We start from the raw sequence: 22440 nt of genomic DNA on the forward strand, positions 1-22440 counted from the left end.
GCTCCTCGGCCCGGGCGCTATCCGGCGAACTGCGGAATGACCTCGCTGGCGAAGCGCAGCATCGGCTCGTGGTCGTACGCCACCCGCGGCACGTACACGATGACGTAGTCGGCGCCCGCCTCCACCATGCGCTCGATGCGCCCGATCGTGTCCTGCGGCGGCTCGGTCAGGTCCAGCTCCAGGTTGGTGGACTTGATGATCCGGTCGTAGTCGCGGCCGAGGTCGTCGCAGTGGCGGCGCAGCACCTCCAGCTTGCGGGAGATCAGGTCCGGATCGCCGCCGCCGACGTTGCAGGCGTCCGCGTACCTGGCGACCAGCTTGAGCGTAACCTGCTCGCCGCCGCCACCGATCCAGAACGACGGGTGCGGCTTGCGCACACCCTTCGGCTCGTTGATCGGCGCGTCGATCGAGTAGTACTTCCCGGAGAACGACGGCCGCTGCTCGGTCCACATCCGGTGCACGATCTGCACGGCCTCCCGGAAGGCGCCCATCCGCTCCCGGGTGTCGACCCACTCGTAGCCGTACGCCTTCCACTCGTGCTCGTACCATCCGGCGCCCAGGCCGGCGTACAACCGGCCGTTGCTGGCCACGTCCACCGTGGACGCGATCTTGGCGTAGAGGGACGGCTGGCGGTACGCGTTGCAGCCGACCATCTGACCGATGTGGACCCGGCTGGTGTCGCGCGCCAGCGTGGAGGTCACCGTCCAGCACTCGAACACCGTGTTGATGGTGGGAGTGGGGACGGTGTGGAAGTGGTCGTACACCCACACCGAGTCCCACGGCCCGGCATCCGCGGCCCGCGCGACGGCGGTCATCGCCTCGTACTGCTCGACCGGGTCGGCGATCTCGACCAGGTCCATCTTCCACCCCTGCGGCACGAAGACCCCGAAGCGCACACTCATGCCAGCAACCTACCTGGTGATCGCCGCCGCCGTGCGGACGCCGACGCAATCATGAGCGGGCCAGAAGCATCCGGCCCACCTCGTCGCCGCGCTGCAGCAGCGTCTTGCGCACCACCGGGGCGGCGTCCGCGACGGCGGCCCGCGCGCGGACCAGGAAACCATCGTCGACACCGACCAGCGGGAACAGCCGGTACGTGTAGAACATCGCGGGGACCATCCCGCCGCGGTGCAGCTCGGGCAGCACCGCGAGATACCTCTGCGCGTACGGTGCCAGCAGAGCGTCCTGGCCGCGCTGCCAGAACGCGGTCATGACGGCGGGCACCGACCCGATCGGCACCGACCGCCGCACCGCCAGCTCCTGCCAGATCGCGTCCTTCTCCGCGGCGTCCGGTGTCGCGGCACGCACCGCCAGCGCCCGGAACCGGGCGTCCGGATCGGGGTCGCGGGCCAGCAGCGCCTCGGCCTCGCCGGCGGTGTCGCCGCCCAGTGCGGCCTTGCGGATCAGCGCCCGCCACTGCAGGTCCACGTCGTCGCCCGCCTCGTCCTGCAGCTTGGCCACCGCGGGAAGGTCGGCGGCCGTGCGGGCCAGCCCGCGCAGCCCCACCCGGCGCCGGCCCGGCTGCCCGGCCAGCAGCGCGCAGACTTCGGCCACCTCGGCCCGCAGCCCGGCGCTGCGGGAGTCCGGCGCCCACCATTCGGCGGCGTCCCCGGCCAGCCGCAGGTACGGCTCGATCACCGCGTCGCTGGTCTCCACCGCCAGCACGGCGGTCAGGCACTGCACGACCTCGGCGGCGTCCGCCTCGCCCGTGGTGAGCATGTCCCACACGGTGGCCACGGCCACCCCGCGGGACACCGCGGTGGGCAGCTGCGCGGCGGCCGCCAGCAGTGCGGCCCGCCCGGCGGGATCCGGCCGCATGGTGGCGAACGTGAGATCCTCGTCGTTGACGAGGTACAGGTCCGCACCGCCGGGCAGCTCCACCGGGGTGCGCGGCCCACGCACCTCCACCTCGGCCAGTGCGGTGCGTTCCAGGCCTGCGGGGCTCCGCCGGTACGCGCCCACGGCCAGCACCTGCGGGCGGGGCGGCCCGTCCGGCCCCTGCGCCACCAGCACCGGGGCGTCACCGTCGCGGTCCAGCGTCAGCCGGTCGGTGCCCGCGGTCTCCAGCCAGCCGGAACGCCACGGCCCCAGGTCCCGGCCGGACGCGGTGGCCAGCGCGTCGATCAGGTCCTGCAGCGTGGTGTTGCCCCACGCGTGGCGGGCGAAGTAGGCCCGCATGCCGGTGATGAACGCCTGCTCCCCCACGTACGTCATGAGCTGGCGCAGCACCGCCGCGCCCTTGGGGTACGTGATGTCGTCGAAGATGGACGCCGCCTCGGCGACGTCGCGCACGGGCTGGCGGATCGGGTGGCTGGTCGGCCCCTGGTCGGCCAGGTACGCCGCGAGTTTCTCCCCGGCCAGCAGCCCCGCCCATGCGTCGGTGTACCCGGTGGCGCGGGTGGCGGCCCAGTAGCAGGCGAACTCGGCGAACGCCTCGTTCAGCCACAGGTCGTCCCACCAGCGCATCGTGACGATGTTGCCGAACCACATGTGTGCCATCTCGTGCAGCAGCACGCAGGCCAGGCTCTCCTGCTCCGCCGGGGTCGGCGCGGCCCGCCGCAGCCACGAGTCGGACCAGGTGACGCAGCCGTAGTTCTCCATGGCGCCGCCGAATTCCGGCATGAAGACCTGGTCGTACTTGTGCTGCGGGAACGGCATGGCGAACGCGTCGGCGAAGAACGCCAGCCCCTGCGCGGTCACCGTGAAGATCTCGTCGGCGTCGCGGTCCAGCACGGCGGCCAGCGAGCGGCGGGCGTACACGCCGAGGTCGTGGCCGCCGACCGTACGGCGCAGCTGGTACAGCGGCCCGGCGTTGACCACCGTGTTGTACGGCGACAGCGGCGGCGTTTCGGGGAACGTCCACCGCCGGGCGTCGCCGAGGTCCTCGACGCGCGGATCGCCGGTGTTGCTGACGACCGTCCACCCGGCCGGGGCGGTCACGGTGAACGCGTGCGGCGCTTTGAGGTCGGGCTGGTCGAAGCACGCCCAGACGTAGCGCGCCTCGTCCGGCTCGAACGTCGTCCACACGTACACCTCGCCGTCGGCGGGGTCGACGGCCTTGTGCACCCCGGGCCCGTCGCTCGTGTTCGCCTGCACGGTCTGCACCCGCAACGTGTTGTGCGCGGCCAGGGCGGGCAGGGTGATCCGGCCGTCCACGGCCGCCGCGAGCGGCTCGCCGTTGAGGGTCGCGGCCACGACCGGGGCCGTGCAGTCGACGAACGTCTCGGCGCCGGGCTCGGTGCAGGTGAACGTCACCGTGGACACGCACGGCACCTGCGGGCCGGTGGGCAGGCCGGTGAGGTCGACCGCGATGTCGTAGCGCTGCACCCGCAGCAGCGCGGCGCGGCGCTGGGCCTCCGCCTGGGTGAGACTGGGGGTGGTCAACGGTCCTCCTCGGATCGGTCCCGTCGATCCGCGGGACACCGGTGCGCCGATCGTGCCACCACCGCGTCGCCGACGTCAGACAATTTGCGGCCGCAGTTGGGCGAATACCCGGCGCCGTCGCATACGACCGTTATGATCCGGGCGAGTGCACCGGGGAAGGACGACGTCATGCGGATCCTGCTGGTCGCGCCCCCCGGAGCGGGAAAGGGCACCCAGGGGGCGCTGATCGCCACCCATTTCGACGTGCCGCACATCGCCACCGGGGACCTGCTGCGTGATCATGTGGCCCGCCGGACCCCGCTGGGACTCTCGGTGCAGGACTGCCTCGACCGGGGAGAGCTGGTCTCGGACGAGATCGTGCTGGACATCGTGCGGGCCGAGGTGGAGGCGGCCAAGGCCGAGGGCCGCGGGTACGTCCTCGACGGCATGCCGCGCAACATGACGCAGGCCCGGGCCATCTACCAGATCGCCCGCACGCTCGACATGACCGCGCAGGTCGTGCTGCACCTGGTGGCCGACGACGACGAGCTGGTCCGCCGCCTGCTGGCCCGGGCCGCGCTGGAGCACCGCTCGGACGACACCGAGGAGGTCATCCGCCGCCGCCTGGCGATCTACCAGGAGGTCACCCATCCGATCGTGGAGTGGTACGACCAGCGCGGCATCCTCGTGGCGGTGGACGCGATGCAGTCGGTGGACCGGGTGGGCCGGCAGATCCTCACCGCCCTCGAAGCCATGCGTCCCCTGATCAAGCTGGTGCCGGATTCGGCCCGGCAGTCCATCGACCTGACCGGCCTGGGCAAGGCGTTCGGGAATCACTGATCGTTCAACAGCGCGACCAGGACCGCGACATGGCTGATCTCCACCTTCTTCGCCGAGGTCAGCAGCGTCACCGTGCGTCCGCGGCCAGCTGGCGCAGCTGCGCCAGCGCCCCGGCGCTGCCGGGTTCGGCCAGCTCCGCCCGGTAGCGGGCATCGAACTCGGCGAACCGCTCGGGTCGTGGCCGTACCAGAGGCGCAGACCGGTGGAGGGGGCGACGTCGCGCAGGGTGCCGCCGTGCGGGCCGCGGCGATCTGATCTAGGGTCGGGGCATGGGTCTGCGTACGTGGATTCGCGACTGGCCGGTGTACCGGCAGCTGACCGGCACCGACCCGCTGGGCCGGGGCGCAGCGGCCCAGTCGCCCCGGAGCCGGGCGCTGGGCCCGCGCACTCAGGCCGCGGACTCGGTGGCCCGCTCGGTGTGCCCGTACTGCGCGGTCGGCTGCGGGCAGCGGATCTTCGTCAAGGACGGCCGGGTCACCCAGATCGAGGGCGACCCGGACAGCCCGATCTCCCGGGGCCGGTTGTGCCCCAAGGGCTCGGCCAGCAAGAGCCTGGTGACCAGCGACCGGCGGCTGCGGACGGTGCGCTACCGGCGGCCGTACGGCACCGACTGGGAGGAACTGGAGCTCGGCACCGCGATGGAGATGATCGCCGACCGGGTGCTGACCACCCGCGAGGCGACCTGGGAGGACACCGACGCGCACGGCCGGGCGCTGCACCGCACGCTGGGCTTCGCCAGCCTGGGCGGCGCGACCCTGGACAACGAAGAGAACTATCTGATCAAGAAGCTGTTCACCGCGCTCGGGGCGATTCAGATCGAGAACCAGGCCCGCATTTGACACTCCGCCACCGTCCCCGGTCTGGGGACCAGCTTCGGCCGTGGCGGGGCCACCGGATTCCTCCAGGATCTGGCGAACGCGGACTGCATCATCATCCAGGGCTCCAACATGGCGGAGGCTCACCCCGTGGGCTTCCAGTACGTGGTGGAGGCGAAGAACCGCGGCGCGACGGTGATCCACATCGACCCGCGGTTCACCCGGACCAGCGCGCTGGCGCACCGGTACGTGCCGGTGCGCGCGGGCGCGGACATCGCGTTCCTCGGCGGGGTGATCAACTACATCCTCAGCCACGAGAAGGACTTCCGCGAGTACGTGCTGGCGTACACCAACGCGTCCACGCTCGTCAGCGAGGACTTCCGCGACACCGAGGACCTCGACGGCCTGTTCTCCGGCTACGACCCGGAAACCAACACCTACGACCAGAGCACCTGGACGTACGCCGGGCACGAGCAGCACGGTCGGCAACCCGGTGAGGCGCACCGCGACCGGGAGACCGCCTCCGGCCTGGAACAGGAGTCGCACGGCCCGCCGATCCCCGCCGACGCGCCCCGCGACCCCACCCTGCAGGACCCACGCTGCGTCTACCAGATCCTCAAACGCCACTACGCCCGCTACACCCCCGAGTTGGTCGAGCAGGTGTGCGGGGTGCCGCAGGACGCATTCCTGGCGGTGTGCGAGGCGTGGACGGCCAACTCCGGCCGCGAGCGCACCACTGCGCTGGTCTACTCCGTGGGCTGGACCCAGCACTCGGTCGGCGTGCAGTACATTCGCACCGGCGCGATCATCCAGCTGCTGCTGGGCAACATGGGCCGCCCCGGCGGCGGCGTGATGGCGTTGCGCGGGCACGCCAGCATCCAGGGTTCCACGGACATCCCGACGCTGTTCAACCTGCTGCCCGGCTACCTGCCGATGCCGCACTGCCAGCAGCACGAGACGTTCCGGCAGTGGGTCGACGCGATGCGCCACCCCCGGCAGAAGGGCTTCTGGGCCAACGCCGAATCGTTCGCGGTGAGCCTGCTCAAGGCATACTTCGGCGACGCCGCCACCGCGGACAACGACTGGGGATTCGACTGGCTGCCGCGGCTCACCGGCGACCACGGCACGTACCGCCAGGTGCTGGACATGATCGACGGGAAGATCAAGGGGTACTTCCTGCTCGGGCAGAACCCGGCGGTCGGCTCGGCGCACGGCCGCGCCCAGCGCCTGGGCATGGCCAATCTGGACTGGCTGGTGGTGCGCGACCTGTTCGCCATCGAGAGCGCCACGTTCTGGAAGGACGGCCCGGAGGTGGCCACCGGCGAGATCGTGCCGGAACAGTGCCGCACCGAGGTGTTCGTCCTGCCCGCCGCCTCGCACGCGGAGAAGGAGGGCACCTTCACCCAGACCCAGCGCCTGCTGCAGTGGCGGGAGAAGGCGGTGGATCCGCCGGGCGACTGCCGCAGCGAGCTGTGGTTCCTCTACCACCTCGGCCGGATCATCCGGGACCGGCTGGCCGACTCCACCGCGCCCCGCGACCAGGGCATCCGCAACCTCGCCTGGGACTACCCGCTGCACGGCGACGAGCCCAGCGCCGAGGCCGTCCTGAAGGAGATCAACGGGTACGAGGTGGCGACCGGCGAACCGCTGCCGGGCTTCACCGCCCTGGCCGCCGACGGCTCCACCGCCTGCGGCTGCTGGATCTACTCCGGCGTGTACGCCGGCGGCGTCAACCAGGCGGCGCGCCGAAAGCCCCGCACCGAGCAGGACTACGTGGCCCACGAATGGGGCTGGGCGTGGCCCGCCGACCGGCGACTGCTCTACAACCGCGCCTCCGCCGACCCCGACGGCAACCCGTGGTCCGAACGCAAGAAGTACGTCTGGTGGGACCCCCAGGCTGCCGCCTGGACCGGCTACGACGTGCCGGACTTCGAGAAGTCCAAGCCGCCCTCCTACCGGCCCCCGCCGGATGCCAGCGGCGTCGCCGCGATCGCGGGCGACGACCCGTTCATCATGCAGGGCGACGGCAAAGGCTGGCTGTACGCGCCCAGCGGCCTGATCGACGGCCCGCTGCCCACGCACTACGAGCCGGTCGAGTCGACGGTGCGCAACCCGCTCTACACCCAGCAGGCCAACCCCACCCGCAAGACGTACGAGCGGCCGGACAACCCGCTGAACCCGAGCCCGCCGGAACGCCACACCGAGGTGTACCCGTACGTGTTCAGCACCAGCCGGCTCACCGAGCATCACACCGCCGGCGGCATGAGCCGCCAGCTGGCGTATCTGTCGGAGTTGCAGCCGGAGATGTTCGTCGAGGTGTCGCCGCAGCTCGCGGCCGAACGCGGGCTGACGCACCTGGGCTGGGCGCATGTGGTCACCGCGCGGGCCGCCATCGAGGCGCGGGTGCTGGTGACCGAGCGGCTGGTGCCGCTGCGCATCGAGGGCCGGACCGTGCACCAGCTGTGGATGCCGTACCACTGGGGTGGCGAGGGCCTGGTCACCGGCGACTCCGCCAACGACCTGTTCGGGATCACCCTGGACCCGAACGTACTGATCCAGGAGAGCAAGGTCGGCACGTGCGACATCCGGCCCGGCCGCCGCCCGGCCGGGCCAGCCCTGCTCGATCTCGTGCGGGACTACCGGCGGCGGGCCGGGCTCACCCCGGACCACCACACCCCGATGCTGACCAAGGACGCCGACGATGGGCAGTAACCGACTGTACGGACCGCTCGACCCGGCGCCCGACGCCGGCTGGGTGGACGCGCCGCCCCGGATGGGCTTCTTCACCGACACCAGCGTGTGCATCGGCTGCAAGGCCTGCGAGGTGGCCTGCAAGGAGTGGAACCTCGTCCCCGACGACGGCTTCGACCTGCTCGGCCAGTCGTACGACAACACCGGCGGGTTGAGCGCGAACTCGTGGCGGCACGTCGCCTTCATCGAACAGCCCGGCGCACCGCCCGGCGCGGGCAACGGGTCCGGGCCGCAGTTCCTCGGCATGCCCCAGCGCGACCTGCCCGGCCGCACCCCGGACGCCCCCCGCACGGACTTCCGCTGGCTGATGATGTCCAACGTGTGCAAGCACTGCACCCACGCGGCCTGCCTGGACGTGTGCCCCACCGGTTCGCTGTTCCGCACGGAGTTCGGCACCGTGGTGGTGCAGGAGGACATCTGCAACGGCTGCGGCTACTGCATCCCCGCCTGCCCGTACGGGGTCATCGACCAGCGGGCGGACGACGGCCGCGCCTGGAAGTGCACCCTGTGCTACGACCGGATCGGCGACGGCCTCACCCCGGCCTGCGCGAAGGCCTGCCCCACCGAGTCCATCCAGTACGGCGAACTGGACGAGCTGCGCGACCGCGCCGCCCGGCGGGTAGCGGCCCTGCACGACCAGGGCGTCACCGAGGCCCACCTGTACGGCCACGACCCGGACGACGGGGTCGGCGGCGACGGCGCGTTCTTCCTGCTGCTCGACGAGCCCGAGGTGTACGGCCTGCCACCGGATCCGGTCGTCACCACCCGCGACCTGCCCGACATGTGGAAACGGGCCGGGGTCGCCGCGGCCGCCATGGTCGCCTCCGTGCTGGTCGCCTTCGCCACCCGGCGGCGCCCGTGAACCGCAGCGGGAACGATCGGCGTGGCGACGGCGCTCGGCGCGGGCTCGACGGCGAGCGCGGGAGCCGCCGCAAGCATGGTGGCGGGCGCCGGGGCGACCGGCCGATGGTGCCCCCCGCAGACTTCCGGTCGTACTACGGCCGACCGATCGTCAAGGCACCGGTGTGGCGGCACGACATCGCCGCGTACCTGTTCACCGGTGGGCTCGCCGCCGGGTCCGCGCTGCTGGCCGCGGGCGGGCAGGCCACCGGGCGGCCCGCACTGCGCCGGGCCGGGCGCCTGAGCGCTCTGGGTGCGCTGGGCGCCAGCACGTACTTCCTCATCAACGACCTCGGCCGCCCGGACCGGTTCCACCACATGCTGCGCGTGGCCAAACCGACCTCGCCGATGTCCGTGGGCACCTGGATCCTCACCGCGTTCGGGGCCGCCGCGGGTGCGGCCGCCGTGGCCGAAGCGGCTCCCCTGCTGCCCACCCGCGGGGTGCCCGGACTGGCCCGCCGCCTGCTTCCCCCGGTCGGCGCGGCCGGTGGATACGCCGCCGCCGCGGTCGCGCCCGCGCTGGCCACGTACACGGCCGTGCTGCTGGCCGACACGGCGACGCCGAGCTGGCACGCTGCGTACCCGGAACTGCCGTATGTGTTCGCGGGCAGCGCCCTGGCCAGCGGCGCCGCGGTCGGTCTCATCGCGGCGCCGTGCGCGCAGGCCGGGCCCGCGCGGCGCCTCGCGGTGCTCGGCGCGGCCCTGGAGCTGTACGGCGCGCACCGGGTGGAGACCACCAAGGGCATGCTCAGCGAACCCTACGCGCAAGGGCGCCCCGGCCGGCTGCTGCGGGCGGGACGGGCGTTGACCGCGCTCGGGATCGCCGGAGGGCTGCTCGGGCGCCGCAGCCGGGTGGTGTCCGCCCTGTCCGGGCTGTCGCTGCTGGGCGCGTCGGTGCTGACCCGGTTCGGCATCTTCGAGGGCGGCGTCGCCTCGGCCCGCGATCCGAAGTACACGGTCGTGCCGCAGCGTGAGCGTCTGGAGCAGCGGACGCGAGACCATGGCACCGGAGCCGAACGGCGGCCGACGGCGCCCGAGGGGTGAGCGCCGAGCCCGCTGTTTCCCCGCTGGCTCGCCAGTCGCGCCGGGTGCGTGGGCGGTAGGGTCGTGCGCGGAGGCGTTCAGGCGGCTGGTGCCCCTCCCGGTCTTCAACACCGGTGCGGCCCGGTATCCGGGCCGGGCGGGTTCGATTCCCGTCCGCCTCCGCTTACCACTCGAATCCCGCTGATGTGCGGGTGACTGCCCACCTCCTCGTGACGGGCACCGGATGGTGATCCGCGTTTGCCTGTAGGGGAAGCCCATGGTGCAGGCCGCGCGATCGGGAGCGGCCGGACGGCAGAACCCCGGTAACGTTCGCGGGAGAGGGCCGCCAACCGAGTGGATGGGCCGATCGCATGGGCGTGCACGACCGCGACCGCGAGCCGGGCGGTGGGCCGGCCACCGGCCCGACCGTGCCGAGAGGGCAGTCCTCCCCCGCCACGTTCGTCGGACCGGCCCTGCGCGCCGCCGCGGCGGACCCGGCGCACCGCGTCAGCGCTCCCATGCTGTTGCGGCTGCAGGGTCTCGGCGGCAACGCGGCCGTGGGCCGCCTCGTTCAGCGGTCGGTCTCGGCCGACGCGGCGCCAGTCGACGGGTCCGCCGTGGCGCAGGTCGCCTCCGGGAGCGGCCAGGCACTTCCCGAGGGCGTCCGAACGGACATGGAGGCGCTCCTCGGCCACGATTTCGGTCACGTCCGGCTGCACACCGGTGGCCTCGCCGACCAGGCGGCACGATCCGTCTCCGCCACCGCCTTCACCACCGGGTCCCACGTGGTGTTCGCGAACGGTGCCTTCGATCCCGAGACCACCCGCGGCCGCAAGACGCTGGCCCACGAGCTGACCCACGTCGTCCAGCAGCAGGGCGATGCCAACGCGGGTCTCGCGCGGGACGGGCTGGCGGTCAGCGACCCGACCGATCCGTGGGAGCGTGCGGCCACCGCGACCGCGGACGCCGCCGTGGCCGGCGAGGCGGCGTCCGCTTCGGCCCGGCTGGTGCCCTCCGCAGGGTCGCACCCGGCCGTGTTTCGCCAGCCCGCCGACGCGGGCGCTCCGTCCGCCACGCCGAATTCCAAGATCACCACGACGGAGAACGACGTCACGATCGAGACGCATCTCGTTCCCACCGGCAAGGCGGCTCGGCGGCGCGTCCTGGAGACGATGGTCGCCGAGAAGGACCGCGACGAGCCGCGCCGGTGGTACGACGAGGTCAAGCTCGCACTGGACCGCCAGACGCCCATCGCCGGTGTGCCCGACAACCAGAGCGACCTGGACAAGGCCAGGGCCGCCGTCAAGGACCTGGGCGCGGAGGTCGACCAGATCGAGAAGGACGTCGACCAGCTGATCGAGGACTTCGCCGCCGAAGGCCGCACGGTGATGGGCGAGATCCTGACCGACAGCGAGACACGCACCAAGGCCGAGGGCATCAAGTACGGGCTCACCGCGAAGCAGATCGACGAGTGGGTCGGGGAGCCCGAAGGCGGCGGGCGATGGGAGGTGCGCACCGCGTACGACATGGACCGCGCGTCCCCCGCCGGCAAGGGCCTGGCCGAGGCCGCCAAGCAACTCCTCGCCCGGCGCGACGAGATACAGCCGTTGAAGGCGAAGGTCACCAAGCTCAACTTGGAGTGGGCGATGTCCGACCCGCGCACCGGCGGGATGATGTCGCCCAAGCCCGCGGGTCTCGAGGAGGCCACGGCGGACCTGCGCGCCGAGGAGCTGAAGTACGACGCACTGGTAACGCAGCTCACCGGGATGTTCCCGATCCTCGGCTCCGTGACCCGGGACAAGGACGACCTGGGCGGCCTGCGGCGGCTCGCGGCCGGCCCGTCGCAGGACGCCGCGCAGCTCATTGGCACCGAGATCGCCGACCGGATGATCAAGATAGGACGCGTCCGCGCGGAGAACCGGCCGGGTGGCGATGTCAACATCTACAAGGTTCCGAAGGTCGTCGCGCTCACCAAGGCCCGCAAGAATCTGCCGCCGCAGGAGTGGCAGGAGAAGGTGGTCGACCGCCACGTCGCGGACACCAAGGCCGTCTCCGACGTACTGGGCATCGCGCTCGGCCTGGTCAACCTGGGGCTGGTGCTCCTCGCCCCGGCGACCGGGGGCGCGTCGCTGGTGGTCGCCGCGGGCCTGAGCACCGCCACCGCCGTACTGCATGCCCAGGAGTACATGCTCGAGGATGCGATGGCCGGGTCGGACCTCGACAAGGCGAAGGCACTGTCGCAGACGGAGCCGTCCCTGTTCTGGCTCGCGGTCGACATCGTCGCGGCCATGGCCGACATCGTCACCGGGGCGGGCGCCGCCGCGAAACTGCTGGGTGGCTTCCGCAAGCTCGCGCCGCTCGTGAACGGGGTCAGGGCCGCCAAGACCGCGGAGGAGGCCGCCGGGGCCAGAAAGCTGCTCGACGAGGCGGCACGGGAGGTCGGGGAGGGCAGCGGCGAGAAGCTCGCCACCCGAATCGCCAAGAGCATGGAGTCCGAGGGGACCGCCGCCAAGGGCGTCTCCGCGGAGATCGAGGCTGTCGAGGCGGCCGGCCGGGCAGCCGAGGCGGAGCTGCAGTCCGGGGCTCAGGCCGCCACCAAGACCGGCCACGTGCACGTGACCGAGCGCGGGCGATTGTTCAGCTGCAGCTCGCCGTGTACGGAGATGCGGGCCAAGCATGCCGAGACACTGGCGGCCGAGCCGGAGCTGATGAAGAAGCTCGAGGCCATCGAGAAGGCCGCGGCCGACCTGGGCGACAAGCCCGCCAAAGCGGAGCTGCAGAAGCTGGCCAGGGTGGCCGCCAGCCTCGATGAGGAGATCGTCCGCGCGGCGCTCATGGCCCGGGCGAAGAAGATCGCGGGCTGGCTGCCGACGCTCGGCGACCGCTACCCCATCCTCAAGGCCAAGCCACTCGACGCCGACGCCGTCGCCCGCATCCTGGAGAAGGGCCCGGTCCAGAACATGAAGGGTCAGCTCCTGGAGGAACTGATGGCGGGCGACATCGAGCGGATGCTCGGCACGGACGCGGGCCGGGAGGCACTTGTCGGCGCCACCAAAGCCAAGGAAGCGCTCGAATACATCCCCGGCCATCTCATCAAGGATTCGAGCGGGCAGTTCACCGACGGGATGATCATTATTCGCCGGGGAGAGACCGTCGAGGTCGTCGCCATCCTCGAGGCGAAGGCCGGCAAAGAGTCGGCGCGGGAACTGCGTGCGGTGCGCGAATCGGTCCGCGACCTGGGGTACAAGTCTCTGGACGAACTGGAGAGCCTGACGCCGAAGACCGCGGGTGTGACGGCGGAGACGCTCGAAAACGTCAAATGGCAGCGCAGGCAGGCGATCGAGGAGCTTCGCGAGGCCCACCCGGACAAGATTCCCTCGCGCATGTCGTCGGGCGAGATCGACCGGCTGTACAAGGCAGAGGTGGACAAGGAGTTGAAGAGGCTTCCGGCCACAGAGGGCGGCCAGGTCAGAAACGACATCGAGCGCCTGGGCGAGGCCGAGCGCCTCGGTACGCAGGGCGGCGTGCAGTTCCGCGACCCGCAGACCGGGGCGTGGACACCGGTCCAGGTCACTGGAGGCAGTAAGAGCACCAAGGTGACCGCAGTACTTCCCGAGGACGTCTCCGGCGCGGCGCTCACCAAACAGATCGTCGGCCAACCCGGCGCGGCGGGCGCGTCAAAGGGCCAGCAACTGACGTTCGGCACCGTCAACGCGAGCATCCCCGCCAAGGACCTGGACAGCCTGGCCACGGAGATCGCGAATCACGCCCACCCGTGACAACCGGGCCGCGCGTGGGCGCGCCCGCTACGCCGGGAAGGTTCGCTTGACCTCAAGGTTCTGGAATTCGGGCCCGTTCGAGCAGAGGGCCGCCATCTGCCGGGCGAATTCGCCGGTCTCGGGCAGCTCGCTGTTCGCCATGGCGGCTTCGTACGAGGGAAACTCCACGATGGTCACAAGTCGTCGAATGACGCCCGCCCACCGCGTCATCGCGGGCACCCACAGCGGCGGTTCACTCGGCGAAGATCCGCACCTTGGTGTCCTTCTCCTCGACGTCGATGGTGAGGTCGGCCAGGTGCACCACCAGGTCGTCGAAGTCTTCCGGCTTGAGCTGGGTGACGTCGATGGGTACACCGTTCTTGCGCAGCGCCTCGTTGATCTGGTCCTTGGCGCCGTTGGGGATCAGGCTGGCCAGCTTCACTCCGGCGCGCAGCAGTTGGAACGGCACCCGGATGTTTACCTTCGTCGGCCCGTCGGCGCCGTCCTGCTGCTCGTCCACAAAGATGCGAAGGTACCGCGGGTTGCCGGTGGTGGCCTCGACGGCGCGGGTGGCGGAGGCGGCGGGCTGCTTGTCGAGCGCGGCGATGAGGCGTTCGGCCTCCTCGGCGCTGACCTGACCGTCGGCCAGCATCTGCAGCACCTGCAGGCGGTTGTCGTTCATGTCTTCTCCTTCGCTGACTGGATGAAACAGGGCTAGATGAACCGGGCCTGAAAGGCGAATCCGGGGGTGTCGACCGCGAGGTGTGCGCCCCGGCAGCCGCTCAGTAGCTGCCAGCCGATGCGCCAGGTGTCTGCGGCGCCGACGCCGGTCACCCGCGCGAGCACCGGGCCGCCGATGGCGAGCGCCAGGGCGAACGGCAGCAGGAGCGGCCAGAGCAGGAATATCGGCAACCAGAGCTGGATGGCGCGTCGGCGCCCGCCGCGCACCCGGACCACGGCCAGGCTGGGGATCATGGCAGGGCGTCCAGTTCCCGGATCGCGTCCGCGGCGGTGATGTCGCCCCGCTTGAGACGCTGGAGGACCTCGGCGCGCGAGGGGGCCGGATCGGTGTCGACGAACTCGAGGCTGCCCGCGATCCGGTTCAGCCGGTTCTTGATCGTGGGGTAGCTGACCCCGAAGGTGCGCTCCATCTCCTTGATGGAGCCGTGGGAGCGCACGAAGGCGGTGACGAACACCTGATCCTCGACGCTGAGCTGGGCGAGTTGTGGAAGCTCGAAGTCACCTTCGATCACCACGCCGGTATCCACCAGCCGCACCCGTTCCACGGCGACCGGCTGCCCCTGGGTCAGCTTGGTCAGTTCCTGCCAGTCCATCCCGCCTCCTTAACTTTCTCAAGTATGGCCTTGATTTAGTTAAGTTGGCAAGGGCCTGCCGTTGAGATATGTCCTGAGAAGTGCGTAAGCCATGAATCCCGGGTCAGCGCACCACCAGGGTGACGCCGTCGGCGTGGGCGTCGATCAGCTCGCCGACCACGGGATGGCCGGGCAGCTCCCCGGCCACCAGCAGCCCGCCGGAGGTCTGCGCGTCGGCCAGCAGCAGCAGCTCGTCCTCGGCGACCCCGGCGACGTCCGCGTACGGACGTACCCAGTCCAGGTTGCGGCGGGTGCCGCCGCTGACGTACCCCGCGGCCAGCGCTTCCCGGGCGCCCGCCAGATACGGCACCGCGGCCGCGTCGAGACGGGCGGTGACCCCGCTGGCTCGGGCCAGCTTGTGCAGGTGGCCGAGCAGCCCGAAGCCGGTCACGTCCGTGCCGCACACCACCCCGGCGGCGAGCGCGGCCTGCGACGCGGCCCGGTTCAACTCGGTCATCGTGGCGACCGCCTGCGCGAACACCTCGCCGGTGGCTTTGTGGCGGCTGTTGAGCACACCCACGCCCAACGGCTTGGTCAGGGTCAGCGGGGTCCCGGCCGTGCCGGCGTCGTTGCGGATCAGCCGTTCCGGGTCGGCCACCCCGGTGACGGCCATGCCGTACTTCGGCTCGGGGTCGTCGACACTGTGTCCGCCCGCCAGGTGGCAGCCGGCCTCGCGGGCCACCGCCAGGCCACCGCGCAGCACCTCCGCGGCCAGGTCCATCGGCAGCACGTCGCGGGGCCACGCCAGCAGATTGACCGCCACGACCGGGGTACCGCCCATCGCGTACACATCGGACAGTGCGTTGGCCGCCGCCACCCGCCCCCAGTCGTATGGGTCGTCGACGACCGGGGTGAAGAAGTCGGCCGTCGCGACGACCGCGGTGCCGCCCGCGAGGCGCACCACCGCGGCGTCATCGCCGTCGTCGAGGCCGACCAGCAGCTCCCCCGGCCCGTCCGGAGCCGACTCGCCGATCAGCCCGGCGACCACCGCCTCCAACTCCCCCGGCGGGATCTTGCAGGCGCAGCCGCCGCCGTGCGCGTACTGGGTCAGCCGAGTCGTCATCACGGTGGCACTGTCGCACATGGTGCGATCGCGCCACGTGATCCCCCGCCACGGTCAGATCTGGTGGTCCGCCTCGTATCCGCGATCGGAGGCCGGGTAGGCCCGCGTCTCACGGTGATCCCGGATGACGTGGGAGACAACCCCGACGACACTCGCGGCGACCGCGACCGCCGTGATCGCGGTGACAGCCACACGGCGCGCCCCGCCGGCGCTCCCCCACCCGACGAAGGCGACCGGACCGCACATCACCGCGGCCAGCATCAGCATTGTGCTGGCGACCTCGCCGCCGCCGTTCGTCGGATTGAGCACCGAGCCGAGCGCTGCGGTGTATCCGAGGACCGCGACATGTCCGAGCAGGGCCAGCGCGACCGGTGCCGCTCGCCGACCCCGCGGGAAGAGCCTGTTCGCGGCGAGAATCAACGCAACGAGGTATCCCGCCACACCCACCAGCGTGCCCACGAAGAGGCCGCGGAGGGCCGCGCCGAGCTCTGCCCAGTCGCCGCTGGTGTCCGCGGCCATGAACACGGCGTACCCGGCGAGGGTACCGAGCCCTCCGGCCGCCGCCAGGGCCAGGGCCGGGGCACCGGCCAGCATCCACCAGGGCCGACGACGGGGCGCGTGACGGCCCCCGGGCCCCCGGTGGTCCGCGCCGCCGGGTTGCACAGGGCCGCCGGATTGCACAGGGCCGCCGGGTTGCACAGGGCAGCCGGGTTGCACAGGGCCGCCCGCACGCTCAGCCGGTTGCGCCCACAGGTCGTCAGTCACCCGATCACCTCTTCCCGAGCTCCGTCGGCGGACGCCCGGCGATCCTGAGCGGATCACCACGTCCGGCAGCCGCGGCAGAGACGCCCGTTCGACAGGTACGGACCGGCCGGGTGGGGGGTGCGACCGGCCGAACGTATGAGGAGCAACCGGGCGGCACCCCTGCGGGACCGGTGGGCGCACCGGCGGACCCGGAATCTCCTTCACGTGCCCGGCTGACGAGCAGCCGGACCGACGGGGGAGATTGTTGTGAGCCGCAGGAAGGTGCAGAAGTCCGTTGCCGTGGTGGGTGCCGTGCTGGTGGGTACGGGAGCCGCGCTGTCCGCGCCAATGATCGCGAACGCCGCGTCGGCGGGCAAGGTGCTGAAGCTGGCCGCCGCCGACGACACCTACACCTCCAACGCACGCAGGACCACCGCCTTCGGCCGGCAGGACAAGATCGCCGTCGGCAAGCTGGGCAAGGACACCAAGGTCGGCTTCCTGAAGTTCGTGGTGCCGGCCGGCGCCAAGGTCACCGGTGCCCGGCTGAACCTGGCCGCCGACAGCGTGCCCGGCGGCTCGCTCACGGTGAGCCGGGTCACCAACACCGGCTGGACCGAGAAGAAGCTGACCGCGGCCACCGCCCCGGCGGTCGGCACGACGGTCGGCACGATCAGGGCCACCGGCAAGGATCTGAGCCTCGACCTCAGCAAGGTGGTCACCAAGCCCGGCACGTATGCCTTCGCACTGCGCTCGTCCGCCAAGGGCGTGACCCGGCTGCGCTCGGCGGAGAACAAGGCCGGCGGCCCGCAGCTCACCGTGACCACCGCCGCGCGGGCGACCAGGCCGCCGACGACGCCGCCGACCACGCCGACGCCACCACCGGCGCAGGGGTGCGTCACGGACGCGTTGCTGGTGCCCACGTGTGGCGTGCTGTGGGGAGCCGCCGCGGGCGGCTTCACCAGCACCCCGCGGGACCAGGCGCTGAAGGACTGGGAAGCCAAGACCGGCCGCACCGCGGCGATCTTCCACACCTACCACAAGGGCGACGAACAGTTCCCCACCAAGGCCGAGATCGCCATGACCCAGGACCCGGCCCACCCCCGCGTCCTGCTGCTGAACTGGAAGGTCGCCTACGGCACCACCTGGGCCAAGGTCGCCGCCGGGCAGCAGGACACCCGCATCGACAACTGGTCCAAGTACGTCAAGGCCACCTACCCCCACCAGAAGTTCTACCTGGCCCTGCACCACGAACCCGAAAACGACGTCAACCCCACCGCCGGGTCCGGGATGACCGCCAAGGACTACGCCACCATGTACCGCCACGTCATCGAACGGCTCCGCACCAACGGCGTCACCAACGCGATCAACGTCGTGGCCTACATGGGCAACGAGAAGTGGATGGCCCAGTCCTGGTGGAAGGACCTCTACCCCGGCGACGACGTCGTCGACTGGATCGGCCTGGACTCCTACGTCAGCGTCGAGAAGGGCTACTACCACTACGGCGACTTCGGTGACATCCTCGACCGCCAGCCCACCGGCGGCGGCCAGGGCTTCTACGACTGGTCGGTCACCAACCACCCCAGCAAGCCGATCATGCTGGCCGAGTGGGGCATGTACCACCGCGTCGCCTACCCCACCGACAAGTCCGCCGCGTTCAACACCGTCCTGCCCGAACTGACCACCCACCCGAAGGTCAAGGCCATCGTCTACTTCGACACCGCCGCCGACAACGAAGGCGACCGCAACATCGCGGTCGACTCCACCGCCGGCAGCCTGACCGCGTTCAAGGCACTGGCCGCCAACAAGATCTTCGACGTGAAGATCAGCTGAACCACCGGCACCACACGAGCCGCCCGGCACCGCGCCGGGCGGCTCGTGGCGTCTACGGGCAATCATCCCGCGGGGGTGATCCCGCCGCACTCGGCCGCGCTCAGGCTTGATCCATGACAGCCCAGCCCTCGACCCGCCGGGTGGCGATCGCCCCCGCGGTGGCTGCGGCTGTCGCGCTGATGATCGCCGTGGCGGTGTTCGGCCGGTACGGACCAGCCCACATGACGCTGTTCGCCGGGCCGGTCGGCGCGGTCCTGCTGCTGCTGTTGGCGCGGGCTGCGGGCCTGAGCGCGGACGACGTGGGTCTGGGCCGCGACTCCTGGCGGCGCGGCGCCGCGTACGCCGGGGTGTGCGTGGCCGCGGTCGCCGCGGTGTACGTCGTGGCGGCGCTGCTGCCCGGCACCCGCGACGCGTTCCGCGACCAGCGGTACGACAACGGGCCGGGCGCGGCACTCCTGACCGCGTTCGTGATCATCCCCCTCGGCACGGTCCTGTTCGAGGAGGTGGCGTTCCGGGGCGTGCTGTGGGGGCTGGTGCGCGTCGGGAAGGGTCCGACCTGGGCCACGCTGGTGTCGTCGGGACTGTTCGGCCTGTGGCACGTGATGCCGTCGTTGCGCCTCAACAAGGTCAACCCGGCGGTCACCGGGCTGGTCGGCGGCGGCCGGACCGGGCAGGTGCTGGCGGTGCTCGGTGCGGTGCTGTTCACCGCGGCGGGCGGGGCGGTGCTGTGCGAGTTACGCCGTCGCAGCGGCAGCCTGCTGGCCCCCGTCGGCCTGCACTGGGCGATCAACGGGCTGGGTGTCCTCGTCACGGCGGTGGTGTCGCGGTGAGGACCACGGGAGCACCGATGAGGGCGAGGACGCGATGACGGCCGCGACACCCCGTACGGAAACCAAGGCGACCTCCGAGCAGCCCACCGCGCCGCGGCGCGGCTGGTGGTGGCGGCTGCTGCACCGCTGGCACTACGACTTCGTGGGGATCGCCGGGGCGGTGACCCTGTTCTGCCTGTCCCTGACCCCGTCCCTGCTGCCGCGCGGGTTCGTGCTGCAGGGGCTGATCAGCGGGATCTCCGCGGCGATCGGGTACGGGCTGGGCGTGCTGGCGGTATGGCTGGCCGGCAAGCTGGTCAACCGGCCGCTGCCGCACGCGGAGCCGTACGCGTGGCACGTCCTGGCTGGACTGGCCGCGATCGCGGTGGCGGTCATGATGTTCCTGGGCTCCGGCTGGCAGCACGACGTCTACCGGCTGATGGGCATGGATCCGCCGCCGCAGCCCGGATTCCTCGTGGTGCTGCCGATCGCCGTGCTCACCGGCGCCGGCCTGGTCGGGCTGATGCGGTTGCTGCGCCAGGCCGCCCGCGCCGCGGGGCGACTGCTCGGCCGGTGGATCCCGGCGTCCACGGCCGCGGTGATCGCGGGCGTCGTGGTGATCGCGCTGGCCCTCGGGATGTTCAACGGGGTGGTGCTCCAGGGGCTGTTCACCGTCACGGACAACAGTTTCAAGGAGATCAACGGCGAGACCGAACCGGGTGTCGCCGCGCCGCAGGACCCGACCCGGTCCGGCGGACCCGGCTCCGTGGTGTCCTGGGCCTCGCTGGGCAAGCAGGGCCGCAACTTCGTCTCGGGGGGCCCGACCGACGACCAGTTGCGGGCGTTCGGCGGCCTCGGGGTCCGCCACCCGATCCGGGTGTACGCCGGGCTCGACTCGGCCGCGGACTCCCGGGACCGGGCCGCCCTGGCGGTGCAGGAACTACAACGCACCGGCGGGTTCGACCGCAAGGTCCTGGTCGTGATCACCACGACCGGTACGGGCTGGGTGAACGAGCAGGCGGTCGAACCCCTGGAGTACATGTACAACGGTGACACCGCGATGGCCGGCATGCAGTACTCCTACCTGCCGAGCTGGATCTCGTTCCTGGTGGACAAGGAGCGGGCCCGCGCGGCGGGCCGGGACCTGTTCAACGCCGTGTACGGGGTGTGGTCGCAGCTGCCGCTGAACCGGCGGCCGAAACTGCTGGTGTTCGGCGAGAGCCTGGGCTCGTTCGGCGCCGAGTCCGCGTTCGGCGGCGCGGACGACATCCGCAACCGGGTCAACGGGATGCTGCTGACCGGCCCCCCGAACCGCAACGAGCTGTGGCGCGAGTACGTCGCCGACCGGGACCCGGGCAGCACCGAGATCATGCCGGTCTACGAGCACGGCGACACGGTGCGCTTCGCCGCCGACCCGGCCACCGACCTGGCGCAGCCGCCCGACCCCTGGGGGAACCCGCGGGTGGTGTACCTGCAGCACCCGTCGGACCCGATCGTGTGGTGGTCGCCGAAGCTGATGGTCAACCGGCCCGACTGGCTGACCGAGCCGCGCGGCGCGGACATCTCCCCCGCCACGCGCTGGTACCCGTTCGTGACGTTCTGGCAGGTGACCGCGGACATGGCGTTCTCCACCGGAGTGCCCGCCGGGCACGGGCACAGTTACGGCGCGGCGCCGGTGGACGCCTGGGCCGACATCGCCCCACCGGACGGGTGGACACCGCAGCGCACCGCGGACCTGACCGCGATCATCGCCGGCATCAAGGACGACTGAGCGGGCCCGGCTGGTAGCGGACCTGCGCACCGCCCCCACTACGGTGTGTCCGGGGGCGTACACGATCGCCTCGGCGGCGAAGGAGGCGCGCGTGCCGGAGGCCACGGTGGATCCGCGACGGCGGGTGCCGCGTACGGATGTGGTGCTGGCCGATCCGCGCCTGGTCGACGCGGCGGCCCGGCTGGGCCGTGCCCCGGTCAAGGCGGCCGTGGCCGCTGCTCAGCAGCGGGCCCGCGCGGGTGAGCTGGCCCCCGAGCAGGTCCCGGACGCGGCGGTGGCGGCGCTGCCGCCCACGCCCGGCGGGCTGCGGCCGGTGCTGAACGCGACCGGCGTGGTGCTGCACACCAACCTCGGCCGGGCGGCGCTGTCCGGGGCCGCCCGCGCGGCGGTCGCGGCCGCCGCGGGGCACACGGACGTCGAGCTGGACCTGGCATCCGGGCGCCGCGCCCGGCGTGGCCGCACCGCGCTGGCCGCGCTGGCCGCGGCGGTCCCCGACGCCGGGGACGTGCACGTGGTCAACAACGGCGCCGCCGCGCTGGTGCTCACCGCGACCGCGCTGGCCGCGGGGCGCGAGATCGTGCTGAGCCGCGGCGAGCTGGTCGAGATCGGCGACGGGTTCCGGCTGCCCGAGCTGCTGGTGTCCACGGGTGCCCGGCTGCGTGAGGTGGGCACCACGAACCGCACCACCCGCGCGGACTATGCCGACGCGGTCGGCCCGGACACCGGCTTCATCCTCAAGGTGCACCCGTCGAACTTCGTGGTGCGCGGCTTCACCGGCGCGGTGGGGGTGGCCGAGCTGACCGGGCTGGGCGTGCCCGTGGTCGCCGACATCGGCTCCGGCCTGCTCGCCCCGCAGCCGCTGCTGCCGGACGAGCCGGACGCGGCGAGCACTTTGCGGGCGGGCGCCGCCCTGGTCATCGCCAGCGGTGACAAGCTGCTCGGCGGCCCGCAGGCGGGCCTGCTGCTGGGCGAGCGCGCGGTGGTGGAGCGGCTGCGCCGCCACCCGCTGGCCCGCGCGCTGCGGGTGGACAAGCTCACCCTGGCCGCGTTGCAGGCCACCGTGGCCGGACCGGAGAACCCGACCTGGCAGGGGTTGCGCGCCGACCCGGACGCGCTGGCCGAACGCACGGAACGGGCCCGCACGCCGCTGGCCGCGGCCGGGGTCGACGTCAGCGTGGTCGCGGCCGTCGCGGTGGTGGGCGGGGGCGGCGCGCCGGAGGTCGAGCTGCCGTCGTGGGCACTGTCGCTGCCGCCGGAGTACGCGGCCCCGCTGCGGCAGGCCGCCACCCCGGTGGTCGGGCGGATCGTTCGGGGGCGCCTGCTGCTGGACCTGCGTTGCGTGCCCGCCGACGCCGACCCGGCGCTGGTGGCCGCGATCCTGGCCGTGGCGGGGCGCTGAC

Annotated in this window: 17 protein-coding genes and 1 tRNA gene; 10 read left to right on the plus strand and 8 right to left on the minus strand. The window is 72.0% G+C overall.

Annotated elements, in window-relative coordinates:
• Window positions 1-17 precede the first annotated feature (17 nt).
• Window positions 18-902 (minus strand): LLM class F420-dependent oxidoreductase, encoded by an 885-nt coding sequence (locus ACMCNO_RS18545; RefSeq protein WP_412750698.1) that lies wholly within the window; start codon window positions 900-902, stop codon window positions 18-20.
• Between the two features lie 49 nt (window positions 903-951).
• A complete protein-coding gene (gene pepN / locus ACMCNO_RS18550; protein ID WP_412750699.1) occupies window positions 952-3384 on the minus strand; it encodes an aminopeptidase N in 2433 nt (810 codons plus the stop codon).
• Window positions 3385-3552: 168 nt separating this feature from the next.
• Here pepN and ACMCNO_RS18555 point away from each other — a divergent pair, with 168 nt between their 5' ends.
• The 6 genes from ACMCNO_RS18555 (at window position 3553) to ACMCNO_RS18580 (ending at window position 13471) form a co-directional block, all read left to right on the plus strand.
• Window positions 3553-4203: an adenylate kinase gene (locus ACMCNO_RS18555; RefSeq protein WP_412750700.1), complete on the plus strand. Its 651-nt coding sequence runs from the start codon at window positions 3553-3555 to the stop codon at window positions 4201-4203.
• A gap of 269 nt (window positions 4204-4472) precedes the next feature.
• Window positions 4473-7730, plus strand: coding sequence for a formate dehydrogenase (fdh, locus tag ACMCNO_RS18560; protein ID WP_412750701.1), 3258 nt, complete (start codon window positions 4473-4475; stop codon window positions 7728-7730).
• The gene (locus ACMCNO_RS18565) at window positions 7720-8631 is read left to right on the plus strand and encodes a 4Fe-4S dicluster domain-containing protein (RefSeq protein WP_412750702.1); all 912 of its coding nucleotides are present in this window, start codon (window positions 7720-7722) and stop codon (window positions 8629-8631) included. The genes fdh and ACMCNO_RS18565 overlap by 11 nt, the downstream gene beginning before the upstream one ends.
• A 104-nt stretch (window positions 8632-8735) precedes the next feature.
• Window positions 8736-9713, plus strand: a complete 978-nt coding sequence (nrfD, locus tag ACMCNO_RS18570) for an NrfD/PsrC family molybdoenzyme membrane anchor subunit (protein ID WP_412750703.1) — start codon at window positions 8736-8738, stop codon at window positions 9711-9713.
• Window positions 9714-9782: 69 nt separating this feature from the next.
• Window positions 9783-9876: transfer RNA gene (locus ACMCNO_RS18575), tRNA-Sec, on the plus strand.
• Between the two features lie 187 nt (window positions 9877-10063).
• The gene (locus ACMCNO_RS18580) at window positions 10064-13471 is read left to right on the plus strand and encodes a DUF4157 domain-containing protein (RefSeq protein ID WP_412750704.1); all 3408 of its coding nucleotides are present in this window, start codon (window positions 10064-10066) and stop codon (window positions 13469-13471) included.
• Between the two features lie 27 nt (window positions 13472-13498).
• Here ACMCNO_RS18580 and ACMCNO_RS18585 read toward each other — a convergent pair whose 3' ends face one another.
• From ACMCNO_RS18585 to ACMCNO_RS18610, 6 genes are all read right to left on the minus strand, one after another.
• A complete protein-coding gene (locus ACMCNO_RS18585) occupies window positions 13499-13681 on the minus strand; it encodes a hypothetical protein (RefSeq protein ID WP_412750705.1) in 183 nt (60 codons plus the stop codon).
• Between the two features lie 22 nt (window positions 13682-13703).
• Window positions 13704-14132, minus strand: coding sequence for an SHOCT-like domain-containing protein (locus ACMCNO_RS18590; protein WP_412750706.1), 429 nt, complete (start codon window positions 14130-14132; stop codon window positions 13704-13706).
• Window positions 14133-14164: 32 nt separating this feature from the next.
• Window positions 14165-14425 (minus strand): hypothetical protein, encoded by a 261-nt coding sequence (locus tag ACMCNO_RS18595; protein ID WP_412750707.1) that lies wholly within the window; start codon window positions 14423-14425, stop codon window positions 14165-14167.
• On the minus strand, window positions 14422-14784 hold the full coding sequence (locus ACMCNO_RS18600) for a DUF2089 domain-containing protein (RefSeq protein ID WP_412750708.1): 363 nt from the start codon (window positions 14782-14784) through the stop codon (window positions 14422-14424). Before ACMCNO_RS18600 ends, ACMCNO_RS18595 begins: the two co-directional genes overlap by 4 nt.
• Before the next feature lie 103 nt (window positions 14785-14887).
• Window positions 14888-15886, minus strand: a complete 999-nt coding sequence (selD, locus tag ACMCNO_RS18605; RefSeq protein WP_412750709.1) for a selenide, water dikinase SelD — start codon at window positions 15884-15886, stop codon at window positions 14888-14890.
• Window positions 15887-15940: 54 nt separating this feature from the next.
• Window positions 15941-16480, minus strand: a complete 540-nt coding sequence (locus ACMCNO_RS18610) for a hypothetical protein (RefSeq protein ID WP_412750710.1) — start codon at window positions 16478-16480, stop codon at window positions 15941-15943.
• 417 nt (window positions 16481-16897) lie between these two features.
• On the opposite strand from ACMCNO_RS18610, the gene ACMCNO_RS18615 reads away from it, so the two are divergent.
• From ACMCNO_RS18615 to selA, 4 genes are all read left to right on the plus strand, one after another.
• The gene (locus ACMCNO_RS18615) at window positions 16898-18460 is read left to right on the plus strand and encodes a DNRLRE domain-containing protein (protein WP_412750711.1); all 1563 of its coding nucleotides are present in this window, start codon (window positions 16898-16900) and stop codon (window positions 18458-18460) included.
• 113 nt (window positions 18461-18573) lie between these two features.
• Window positions 18574-19290: a CPBP family intramembrane glutamic endopeptidase gene (locus ACMCNO_RS18620; protein ID WP_412750712.1), complete on the plus strand. Its 717-nt coding sequence runs from the start codon at window positions 18574-18576 to the stop codon at window positions 19288-19290.
• 34 nt (window positions 19291-19324) lie between these two features.
• Window positions 19325-21040: an alpha/beta hydrolase gene (locus ACMCNO_RS18625; protein WP_412750713.1), complete on the plus strand. Its 1716-nt coding sequence runs from the start codon at window positions 19325-19327 to the stop codon at window positions 21038-21040.
• A gap of 91 nt (window positions 21041-21131) precedes the next feature.
• On the plus strand, window positions 21132-22439 hold the full coding sequence (gene selA, locus ACMCNO_RS18630; RefSeq protein ID WP_412750714.1) for an L-seryl-tRNA(Sec) selenium transferase: 1308 nt from the start codon (window positions 21132-21134) through the stop codon (window positions 22437-22439).
• Window position 22440 lies beyond the last annotated feature (1 nt).

Source organism: Krasilnikovia sp. M28-CT-15, from assembly GCF_047159595.1.
Lineage (GTDB): Bacteria > Actinomycetota > Actinomycetes > Mycobacteriales > Micromonosporaceae > Actinoplanes.

Bases quoted from the DNA above. Each gene is read 5' to 3' on its own strand.
- ACMCNO_RS18545 (WP_412750698.1), bottom strand. From the start codon at position 902: ATGAGTGTGCGCTTCGGGGTCTTCGTGCCGCAGGGGTGGAAGATGGAC.
- ACMCNO_RS18600 (WP_412750708.1), bottom strand. From the start codon at position 14,784: ATGGACTGGCAGGAACTGACCAAGCTGACCCAGGGGCAGCCGGTCGCC.
- ACMCNO_RS18610 (WP_412750710.1), bottom strand. From the start codon at position 16,480: ATGCTGGCCGGTGCCCCGGCCCTGGCCCTGGCGGCGGCCGGAGGGCTC.
- ACMCNO_RS18620 (WP_412750712.1), top strand. From the start codon at position 18,574: ATGACAGCCCAGCCCTCGACCCGCCGGGTGGCGATCGCCCCCGCGGTG.
- ACMCNO_RS18625 (WP_412750713.1), top strand. From the start codon at position 19,325: ATGACGGCCGCGACACCCCGTACGGAAACCAAGGCGACCTCCGAGCAG.
- ACMCNO_RS18580 (WP_412750704.1), top strand. From the start codon at position 10,064: ATGGGCGTGCACGACCGCGACCGCGAGCCGGGCGGTGGGCCGGCCACC.
- nrfD (WP_412750703.1), top strand. From the start codon at position 8,736: ATGGTGCCCCCCGCAGACTTCCGGTCGTACTACGGCCGACCGATCGTC.
- ACMCNO_RS18590 (WP_412750706.1), bottom strand. From the start codon at position 14,132: ATGAACGACAACCGCCTGCAGGTGCTGCAGATGCTGGCCGACGGTCAG.
- selD (WP_412750709.1), bottom strand. From the start codon at position 15,886: ATGACGACTCGGCTGACCCAGTACGCGCACGGCGGCGGCTGCGCCTGC.
- ACMCNO_RS18585 (WP_412750705.1), bottom strand. From the start codon at position 13,681: ATGACGCGGTGGGCGGGCGTCATTCGACGACTTGTGACCATCGTGGAG.
- ACMCNO_RS18555 (WP_412750700.1), top strand. From the start codon at position 3,553: ATGCGGATCCTGCTGGTCGCGCCCCCCGGAGCGGGAAAGGGCACCCAG.
- ACMCNO_RS18595 (WP_412750707.1), bottom strand. From the start codon at position 14,425: ATGATCCCCAGCCTGGCCGTGGTCCGGGTGCGCGGCGGGCGCCGACGC.
- ACMCNO_RS18565 (WP_412750702.1), top strand. From the start codon at position 7,720: ATGGGCAGTAACCGACTGTACGGACCGCTCGACCCGGCGCCCGACGCC.